General features: G+C 28.2%; 7 protein-coding genes. 1 reads left to right on the forward strand and 6 read right to left on the reverse strand.

Annotated features, from left to right (window positions below):
• Nucleotides 1-18 precede the first annotated feature (18 nt).
• The 5 genes from ACH5BF_RS04645 to ACH5BF_RS04665 form a co-directional block, all read right to left on the reverse strand.
• On the reverse strand, nt 19-3,759 hold the full coding sequence (locus tag ACH5BF_RS04645; protein ID WP_423273026.1) for a choice-of-anchor I family protein: 3,741 nt from the start codon (nt 3,757-3,759) through the stop codon (nt 19-21).
• 186 nt (nt 3,760-3,945) lie between these two features.
• On the reverse strand, nt 3,946-4,260 hold the full coding sequence (locus ACH5BF_RS04650) for a hypothetical protein (protein WP_423273027.1): 315 nt from the start codon (nt 4,258-4,260) through the stop codon (nt 3,946-3,948).
• On the reverse strand, nt 4,253-4,741 hold the full coding sequence (locus tag ACH5BF_RS04655; protein WP_423273028.1) for a DUF1007 family protein: 489 nt from the start codon (nt 4,739-4,741) through the stop codon (nt 4,253-4,255). Before ACH5BF_RS04655 ends, ACH5BF_RS04650 begins: the two co-directional genes overlap by 8 nt.
• On the reverse strand, nt 4,738-5,469 hold the full coding sequence (locus ACH5BF_RS04660) for a nickel/cobalt transporter (RefSeq protein ID WP_423273029.1): 732 nt from the start codon (nt 5,467-5,469) through the stop codon (nt 4,738-4,740). The genes ACH5BF_RS04655 and ACH5BF_RS04660 overlap by 4 nt, the downstream gene beginning before the upstream one ends.
• Complete coding sequence (locus ACH5BF_RS04665) at nt 5,466-7,214, reverse strand: Aq_1262 family (lipo)protein (RefSeq protein ID WP_423273031.1); 1,749 nt, start codon at nt 7,212-7,214, stop codon at nt 5,466-5,468. Before ACH5BF_RS04665 ends, ACH5BF_RS04660 begins: the two co-directional genes overlap by 4 nt.
• A gap of 140 nt (nt 7,215-7,354) precedes the next feature.
• On the opposite strand from ACH5BF_RS04665, the gene olsF reads away from it, so the two are divergent.
• Nucleotides 7,355-9,067 (forward strand): bifunctional ornithine lipid synthase OlsF, encoded by a 1,713-nt coding sequence (gene olsF / locus ACH5BF_RS04670; protein WP_423273033.1) that lies wholly within the window; start codon nt 7,355-7,357, stop codon nt 9,065-9,067.
• A gap of 11 nt (nt 9,068-9,078) precedes the next feature.
• Here the strand turns inward: olsF and ACH5BF_RS04675 are convergent, their stop codons facing one another.
• Nucleotides 9,079-10,695: a cation:proton antiporter gene (locus ACH5BF_RS04675; protein WP_423273035.1), complete on the reverse strand. Its 1,617-nt coding sequence runs from the start codon at nt 10,693-10,695 to the stop codon at nt 9,079-9,081.
• Between the last annotated feature and the right edge of the window lie 3 nt (nt 10,696-10,698).

A 10,698-nucleotide genomic window follows, 5' to 3' on the forward strand; every position in this document is an offset into this window, starting at 1 on the left:
AAAAGTTTTTAAAGAGTTTTATTTAATTTCATAAATAGCAGTTGAACCACTTACCTCGTATGCAACCATAAGTAAAGCACTTCCAGTAGGACTGTTTTTAGGCTCTACAAATTTCATACCTTCTGGTGAAATATTTTCATTTTTATTTGATTTTATAAATTTAACAAACTTTGCATTTTGTGCATCTGTAATATCATAAATTACAATTGCATTTTGTCTTTCTAAACCAATAAATGCATAAGTTCTATCGTTTACTTCTCCAACAGTTAAAGCTTCTGGTTCAACACCTTTATTTCCACTTCTTCCATCTTTTTCTCCATCATCTTGGTTAAATAAACTAGGCATAAACTTAGCAGTTAATTTTGATAATTCATTTTTACTATCAAATACTAAAGCACCATTTTCATCCCAAATAGAGAATGATCTAGCACCAAAAGTATATAGTTTTTCATAATTTCCTGAACTATTTTTACCTAATTCATTATTAACTTTTAAGTCATTTTCATTTGCATATACATCAGCAATTGAAGAGTCTAATGATAATTTATTTATTTTAGTCTCATTTGTATACTCACCATACTCTCTTCCATCACCCTCATTTGCTGTTACTAAATATGTTTTTGAACCTATTTTGTAAGAAGCAATTGAATCTGGTTGATACATACCATATAAACCTTTGTAAGTTTTAAGCATTGTAATACCTTCTTCTTCAATATCAATTGCATTTTCTTCTTTAGAATGATCTTTAAATCCTAATGCAACAACTGAATCAATCTTTTTAGAAGCAATATCAACAATAGCTAAAGCATTATTTTCTTGAAGTGTTACATAAGCTTTATTTCCTGAAACAGTAATATACTCAGGCTCTAAATCTAAAGAAGCATCAACACCATCTTTTAATACAACATCACTTGGAATTTCAATACCATCAAAAGTTAAATCTGTATATGTATAATCATTAGCAACATCAATAATTCCAACTGAACCTTTTGGGTCATAAGAGTAATCACTATTTGGCTCACCCTCATTTGCTACAATTATTTTTGAGCCATCTTCGTTAAATGTAACCATATCAGGTAAATATCCAACTTCAATAGTTTCAATATGCTCTCCTGCTGTATCAAATACTACAACAGAACCTTTTACTTGTTTTGATGTATCTTGTGAATCTACTTTTTCAACTGCAACAGCAACTTTTCCATTTGTAACTGCAACAGAGTTTACACCTGCACCATAAGTTGATAAATCAACTGATTTAAATGATGTTAAGCTCATCGTTTTTTTATCTTCATTATAAGAAACAGTATTAATATCTAAAGCATTGTTTGCACCATTTGTAGTAAACATTCTATTTGTCGTACTATCAAAAGCTACAATCTCACTTCCACCTTCTATTGAAGTTTTTAATACAGCTAACTTTTCAAAAGAGTTTAACTTTGGTGTCTCTTTTAACTCATCTAAATTTTTAAATGGTCCTACATAACCAATTGTAGATTGTTTTTGAGCAAGTGTTGCACCTACTTGGTCATCCATTGGGTGTTGTGTTACAACTGATAAATATCCATATCCATTTGCTAAATTGTTATACCAAAATGGTGAAGTTGTTTCAGCATCAAGTGGAGTTGTAAAGGTTCTTGTTAACTCTTTAGTTTTAACATTATATGCCCAAACTACATTGTTTTCATGACTTCCTGTATCTTCACCAATCATTAAAATATCAGAATTTTCTAAAAATGTAACATTATCAGGATTAGAAATACCATTTACATCACAAGTATTATTTGCATAAATAGAACCACTATCGTAAGTAGTTTGAGTTCCTGTTAAAATAGCATTCATATTTTTTACTACATATTCAGAATCAATTGTATTATCAGCAGTATCTTTTGCAGCTTCTGTATTTACATCAAGTGAATAAATAGCTCCACATTTATTTTTTTCAACTTTAATATCATTATTTCCACCAAGGTCATTACTACTATTATCTTCCATTCCTCTTTCAACTGAACTCATAGCAACATAAAGTTTTCCAGAGTTTTTATCAAAAGTAATACCCTCTTCTTTTCTAAACTCTGTTGTAGCACCCATATAAGCTGCATATCTTCTTGACTCTAGTCTTGAAGCAGCTTTTTGCATACCATCTTTAAGATTTAAACACTCAAAACCAGCACTAGTATTTACAGCTTTATAATCTGTAGGACAAGTACCTGCATCTTTATCTCCTGCAACTACATCAAATATATCAGAGAATTTAATAGCATCATTTGTAGCAATATTTGAATCTTTATCTAAATAAGCTCTAATTTCACTATTTGTTGCATGTCCTAAGTTAACCCATGTAATATCAGCTTCACCTGCTCCAACTCCTGCTTGTGAAGTTTGATTCCATTTAGCTGCATATAATGTACCAGCACTTAAATCTTTTGCTTTGTCAGCAACAAACATAAATAATCCAACATTTGTTCCATCATCTGATAAATATACTGTTTTATTATCAGGCATAACATAAGCTAACTCATGAGACATTCTTCCCATTGCATAGTGTTTTGTATAATCAGCTTCACCCTCATCAGTGATTTTTACCTCAGGAGTCCAACCATAGTAGTATGGTGACATTTTTTTTGCATCACCTTTCCAGAATTTTGCAACCTCATCATAATATTTATTTCCAGTTAATCCAGTAACTGAATCTGCCCCTTGTTCAACAGATTTTGCATCTGGCTCATACTCTTCTGAACCTAAGTGAGATTCCCATGGTGTCTTTTGTCCTGCACAATGAACAAATCCACCAAATTCATCTTTTTGAGAGATAAACTTCATACTATTATCTTTTGCACTTAACTCACCAGTCTCTTTATTTTGCTCTAACTCAACCATATACATAGAACCAACTTGACATTCAAATTGAGATACCATATAAAGTTTTCCATCTTTATTTAAAAATGAACTATAATCAAGCCCTGAACCAACTCCACTGTTTGTACCATTACAAATATATGGTGAACCATCATCTACAGTTCCACCACTAAAAGTAATTGCTTCATCCATATAATCTTTTGATAAACCAAATACCTCACCATTATTGCTATCACCTGTAGCTAAAATAGTTTTATATGAAATATTTTGAGTTTTACCATTTATCACAACTTCAGAAGATGCTTGTCTAGTTGTTTTTGTAACATCAGTTGTAGGTGTTTCAATCTCTTTAAACTTTACATCAACTTTATTTGCAAACTTTTTACTTACATCAATTTTAATCTTTTTGATTTTCTCTTTTATATCTGCATCATCAAGTTTTTCTGATAATTTATCAATAGAAGAAAAGTCTAAAGCATTTGAAGAACTTCCTTCAATATCCTCAGGTAAGTCAAAAGTCTCTGGAAGATTATTTACATCATAATCTTTTCCAGTTTTTTTACTCATTTTTGCAATAATATAAGCAGATAAAGCTTCACTTGAAACTCCCTCATTTTGCTCAGCAATCCCAGCAATAGTAAGTTTTGAACTAGGAGTTGCTTTTAACTCTTTTCCTCCAATCATAAATGTACATGTTTGTCCAGAAACATAAGTGTACTCACCATTAGAGTTTGTTGTTCCACTTGTTTCTCCACATGTATAATCAATATTCGCTAAATTTGGATTTAAATTTAATGTTCCAGTTGATGTTTGAGAAGAAGATGAACTTCCACATCCAACAAAAGTAATTGAAGCTAAAATTGCAGAAGCGACTAAACTCATTCCCATATAATTCTTTTTCATAGATTTCCTTTATCAAAATAGTTTTTAAGACATCCTTGTCATTTGTGCGAAAATTCTAATAAAGGAGAATTACAAAAAAGTTACAATTAAATAATGGTTAATAACCACTATTTAAACTGTAAAAAATTATTCATATGAAGATAATTTAGTTTTATTGTTGAGTTTTTAATATATATGTTATATTTCTTATTCAAATATTTTGATATAACTATGTTCAGGCACTTTTCTTAAAAAGAAAATCATTTTAGTTGGCTTTTCATCGACTTTTACTAAAGATGATTTCTTTAGAAAAGGGTACCTCTTTGTTACTATATTTTCATCATTTTTATTAACTAAATGATAACTATATAAACCACATTTATTCTTACTGTTACTTTTACAAATAACTTTTACTTTTTGAGTATTTTTATCGTAAAATACATTTAAATCTATTGTGTAACTTACTGGATGAGCAATACTATAACTAACATAAAAAGCTAAAATTATTAAAATTCTATTCATTTGAAGCCCCTAAACAAAAATCATATTCACTTTTTTGAACACCTAGTTTATTATGTGAGTTTATTTCATTTAGTTTATATGCCATATAAATCTTCTCATCCATTGTACACATAGTAAACTCTTCACTTAACTTAACATCTATATCAAAACTCAAAGATACTCTTTTTGCTTCAAACTTTACATCTATATTTGAAGGTTTTATTTTATACTCTTCATCACTAGCAAGAAATATATTATAGTTATTAGCTTCCAAACTTTTAAAATGAGTTTTTATAAACTCTTTTTTTTCATCTTCATCAAACTTTTTATTTGAATTTCTATCAAAATCAAATAATAAAACCCTTGAATTCAATCTATCAAATAACCACTCATTTTTTATTTTCCCATCTTCAAATGAAATATTTGAATCTATAAAAAAATGTGGGTGAGCATATAAACTAATAGATGTGAAAAATGCTGTTGTTAATAAAATCTTTTTCATACTAATAAAGCCACTCCTAAAGCTATTAATAAAATAATTGCTCCATAAGTTAAAATATTCATATAACTTCTATAATTTCTAAATCTTTCATTTTTAACTTGTGTTGCTAATATTGCTGCTAAAGATATAGTAATTCCCATACCAATACTCATCGTTACAGCACTTAATACCCCTAAATTTATATATCCCAAAATCATAGAGAAAAGAACAATTGTCATAACACCAGGACAAGGAACAATTCCTATAGATAAACTGACAGCTAAAAGATTCTTACTTTTTAATCTTTGTAATTTTTCTTCTTCATTTCTATCTTTAAGTGCCTCATAAAGTAAATATAAAGCAATTAAAATAATAAACACAGCTGATACTTTATACATATTTGCATTTATTTCTTGGAAATATTTTGTTACTGCTCTTTGAAAGAACAGATATAAAACACCTGTTATTAAAAGTGCTGATATAGTATGAATAACTGATGTTAAAAAACCTGCTTTAAAAGCCTCTTTTATTTTTGCTTCTTTTGCTAAAAAATAACTCGCTATTACCATTTTTCCATGACCAGGACCTAAAGCATGAACTAAACCATAAACAAAAGATACAAATAGTATAGAGAAAAACACCATACTCTCTCCACTTTCTAATCTATCAAAATAGTCTGATATAAGTAAGTTTAACTCCTGCTGTTTTGAAACTATATAACTTAAAAAATTCCCGTAATACTCAATCATCTTTCAACCTTTTGTAAATGTGTCATTTGACCTTTTTTTATGACTTTATGAACATTTGTAGCTGGCTTGATATTAGTATCTCTTCCATATATATAACTTTGTTCATCAACAATAATCTTATATGCCTTATTTAACTGTAGTGCTCTTTTTTTGCTTGGAATTATTAAATGAGTAATATCTTCTTTTAGCTTTTCAATCTCATCTTTTTTTAATTTCCATTCTTGTTTTAAAATAAGGTTTGGTTCTTCAAGTTTTGAGATTAAATCTTTTTCAATATTCTTTTTATCTTCTTGCCAATTTTGAACAAAAAACTTTTCCATAATCTCATCATTTGCTCTAAATTCATCCCCTGCATTATTAAGTTTTAAATATCTTACATACTCTGTTTGACCATCTTCTAAAATTCTATCTTTTACACCTTTTAAATCTTTTTTACTCCAGTGATACCAACCATAAGACATATCTTCACCTTCAAATTTTCTTTGAAACACAAAAGTTGAATCAGCAGTAACCCCAATATTACTATGACAGCCCATACAATAAAGTGTTTCTTCATAAGTTTGAGGTCGTAAATCACCTTTTTTATCTTCTATAAAACCTTGGTAAAGCCAGCCTCTTTTATTGCTAAGTCCTATTTCCATATTTCCTAAATATGTATCAAGTCTATCAGGAAAATCATGTTTCTCTTTTATTTCAGCATAACCTGCATTTAAAAGCTGAGTATAGTTATTCCAATGATGTTTTTTTGCATATCTAAACTCTTTCATTCTAGAAGCCATTTTTACTTCACCATCTTTTATATCAAGATACCTAACTGTATGAGCAAACTCTGTTCCAATAGGATATAAACCAGGTGCTATTTTAAGTTTTCCTTCTTCTAAAAGTTTTTTTGCTTCTCCTACATATGACATAGAAAAGCCTTTTAATCTATTTGTTTTAACATCAAATTTTGGAGTTTTCCAATGAAAAACTACTTCATTTGCAAAATCTAGTTTTTTATTTTGATTTAAATCAAAACCATATTTTCGTTCATCTACTTTTTTAATTTTTACTGTTTTTTGTTTTATCAAAGACTCAACTATTGCTAGATTAACTAAATAAAGTTCCTTATCAAATAAACCTTTTTCATTTATATAAAAACTTTTAGGAAGTCTAATAAAAACATCATCAAAACTTCCATTTGTAGGCCAAAAAGTACCTAAAAAAGGATAATAAGCAAAAGCTCTCCAACCTGTATAAACCCCATTTATATCTTTATCAAAACCTTCTTCATCAAAATTAAAAGATACATCAGGAATATAACCATCCCATTTACCATTTTCATTAAAATCCCAATTATTAGATAGATTTTTTAACTTATTTTCTAAAATGATTTTTCCATCTTCATTTTTATAATTATCTTCTTTTACATAAGCTAAAATCTCATCATCTAAAATAGTTTCTATCTGTTTTGTTCTATCTTTAAAAAGATTTAACCAAGGATTTTTTAATGCCTCTTGTGGAAAATCATAAGCCTCTTGTAAATCCTCATCTGCCAAAGTAAAGTTTGGTTCTTTGTTTTTTGTATGACAGCTAAAACATGGGTTATGTAAGATATTTTCATTTAAATCATTTACAGTTTTTGTATAACATTGACTTGAGATATATGCACTTTTATTATATAAATTTTTAGTTTTTAAATCTTGTGAATATGCAATATTTCCCATCAAAAACAAGGCTGTAAAAAGAGTATATTTTTTGTTCATCATTTGTCCTAATCGAAAATTTGTAGATTATAAAAATTTAAAATTACAATTTAGTAACATTTTTTCTTATGGTCACTAAAAGAGGTTACTGTTACCTTTTTGTAATCAAAGAAAACTACAATTACAATTAAGGAGAATATATGATAGATGTACAAAAAGAGATAGAAAAAAAGTTTCCAAATATTAATAAAAAACAAAACTTTTTAAAAAAATCTTTATTTAAAATAGCTAGAAAAATAGTGCATGAAGACTCAATCAACCAGTTTTTAATTCAAAATGAACACTTAAAAGGGTTTGAGTTTGTGGATGCAGTTTTAGACTATTTTGACTTTGATTATACTGTTTCAAGTAATGACTTACAAAACATTCCAAGTTCTGGAAAAGTAGTTATCATTGCAAACCATCCATTAGGTGGATTAGATGCACTTTGTTTACTAAGACTTATATCTCAAGTAAGAAAAGATGTTAAGATTGTTGCAAATGATTTTTTAGTTGGCTTTGATGCTTTAAATTCACTTTTAATTCCAATAGATAACTATAAAATTAGACAATCAAAAAACGACATAAAGAAAATATATGAAGCTTTAGATAATGAAGAAGCAATAATAATCTTTCCAGCAGGTGAAGTTAGTAGAGCAACATCTAAAGGAATTAAAGATCCATTATGGAGTAAAGGCTTTTTAAATTTTGCACAAAATACAAGTGCGCCAATATTACCAATATTTTTAGATGCTAAAAACTCAAAAACATTCTATACTGTATCTATTTTAAATAAGACATTCTCAACACTTCTTTTATCAAATGAAATGTTTAAAAAGAAATCAAAAAGAATTAATATCAAAATTGGTGAAATCATTCCAAATGAAAATATTATGCCAAAGGGTATTAATAAAAAGTATTTATTAAATCTTTATAGAAAACATTTATATGCATTGAAAAAAGGAAAAAAATCTTTTTTCCAAACACAATCTGCAATTGCCCATCCACAAAGAAGAGCTGATATTTTAAGTGAACTTAAAAATTCACAATTAATTGGTGAAACAAAAGATGGAAAAGAGATATATCTTTATGATTACACTGAAGACTCTGTAGTTTTAAAAGAGCTTGGAAGATTAAGAGAAATTTCTTTTAGAAAAGTTGGAGAGGGTATTAATAAAAAAAGAGATACTGACAAATTTGATATATATTATCAACACATAATTCTTTGGGATAAAAATGACCTTGAAATAGTTGGTGCATATAGAATAGGAAACTCTGATTTTATTTATAAAAATATTGGGGTTAAAGGCTTTTACTCAAATAAACTATTTAAATATAATGAAGATATGACACCATACCTTCAAAACTCAATTGAACTTGGAAGAAGCTTTGTTCAACCAAAATACTGGGGAACTAGAGCATTAGATTACTTATGGTATGGTATTGGTGCTTATCTTAAAAAGAATCCACAAATAAAATATATGTTTGGGCCCGTATCTATGAGCGCATCTTTCCCAAAAGTTGCAAAAGATATGATGGTTTATTACTATTCACACTATTTTAAATGTGAAGGTAGTCCTGTTACTGCAAAAATTCCTTATCAATACTCAAATAGTGTAAATGAAGTAAAAGAGATTTTTGATTTAAATGATAAAAAAGCTGATTTTAAACTTTTAAAATCTACTCTTTCAAATATGAATTGTGCTGTTCCAACTCTTTATAAACAATACTCTGAAATTGCAGAAGATGGTGGAGTTAAGTTTTTAGATTTTAATATAGATCCAGATTTTGCTGATTGTGTAGATGGATTTATTTTAGTTGAAGTTGATAAACTAAAACCTAGTGCGAGAAAAAGATATATAGATAAGGATTAAAAATCCTTATCTTAATTACCTAACCTACAATACATAACCTCATCTACAACAGATTTAGCTATTTGATCAGTTTCTACGATAATATGTCTTAAATGTAAATCACTTAATACTTTTTTATCTTGTTCACTTGTAACTGTAATAATTGTTTTTGCATTATGAGTTAAATCATCAATTGCATGACAAATAAGTTGTAATGCTTCTGGGTTATTAACCGCAACAATAACAGCTGATGCTTTTTTAATATTTACAGAGTTTAAGATATGTCTATGGGCTGCATTTCCAAATACTATTGGTTCACCTCTTTGTGCACCTAATGTATAGAACTTCATATTTTGCTCAATTACAACATAGTCTTGTTCTAACATTTTTAACTCTTTTACAATTGATTGTCCAAATCTACCATATCCTAAAACTACAACATGGTTTTGCTTATCTTCATCAACTTGAAATGTATTATTTAACATCATTACATCTTCTTTGATAAGTTTAGCAGCAGCTTTTGATAAATTCTTTAGAATAATTGGTGTTAATACCATTGAGATTACAATAGTTACAATTAATATTTGAGAATAAGTTGGATCAACTAAATCTTTACTTCTTGCAAGCTCTAAAATCGCAAGTGAAAACTCACCAATTTGAATTAAAGATAAAGCTGTTTTAAATGCAACTCTTTTATTATCTTCAAACTTAACAATTGTGTAAATGATTACATATTTTATTCCCATTAAAATTGGAAGTAAAAGTAAGATTATCCAAATATACTCAGCAATTACAGTAAAGTTAATTTGCATACCAACAGTAATAAAGAATACACCTAAAAGAATATTTCTAAATGGTATTAGGTCTGCTTCAACTTGATGTTTAAACTTTGTTTCACTAATCATCATACCGGCAACAAAAGCTCCAAGAGAGTAAGTAAATCCAAAGTAGTGAGCCATATATGAAGACCCGATTGCTAGTAAAAGTACAGAACCAACAAAAAGCTCATCTGTTTTTGTTTTTGATACAACTGTTAAAAATGGCTCTAGTAAATATTTACCTGAAACATATAAAACTGTTAATAAAATAAACGCAGCAACTAATGTTTCAAATATCATATAGCCTACACTTTTATCATCTCCCATTGTAAAAAATGAAATCATAAGAAGAATAGGAATTACAGCAATATCTTGCATAATTAAAATACCTAAAACTCTTCTACCATGAGGTCTATTAATCTCTTTAGTCTCATTAAAAGTTTTAAGTACAATAGCTGTTGAAGATAAAGACAATGCAGCACCGATAATAACTGATGTTTCAGTAGAAAGACCTATTACAAAGTAACAAACTAAAAATACAAATACGGATGTAACTAAAATCTGTAAACTTCCCGTTACAAATACTTCCCTTTTCATCTTTTTTAGATGATCAATCGAGAATTCTAAACCTATTGTAAACATTAGGAAAACAACACCAAATTCAGCTATTTCTTTTAATGTGTGGTTATTTACAGCATCATGTAATTCAAATACATAAGCTATAATTGTTCCTGTAAAAATATACCCAATAATAGTAGGTAAATGAAACTTTTTTAGGATTAAATTTACAATTAGTGCAATTGCAATTGTTGAGACAATAATCCCTAACATCCA

It is taken from the genome of Arcobacter pernae (assembly GCF_049472135.1).
In the GTDB taxonomy this organism is placed as follows: domain Bacteria; phylum Campylobacterota; class Campylobacteria; order Campylobacterales; family Arcobacteraceae; genus Arcobacter_B.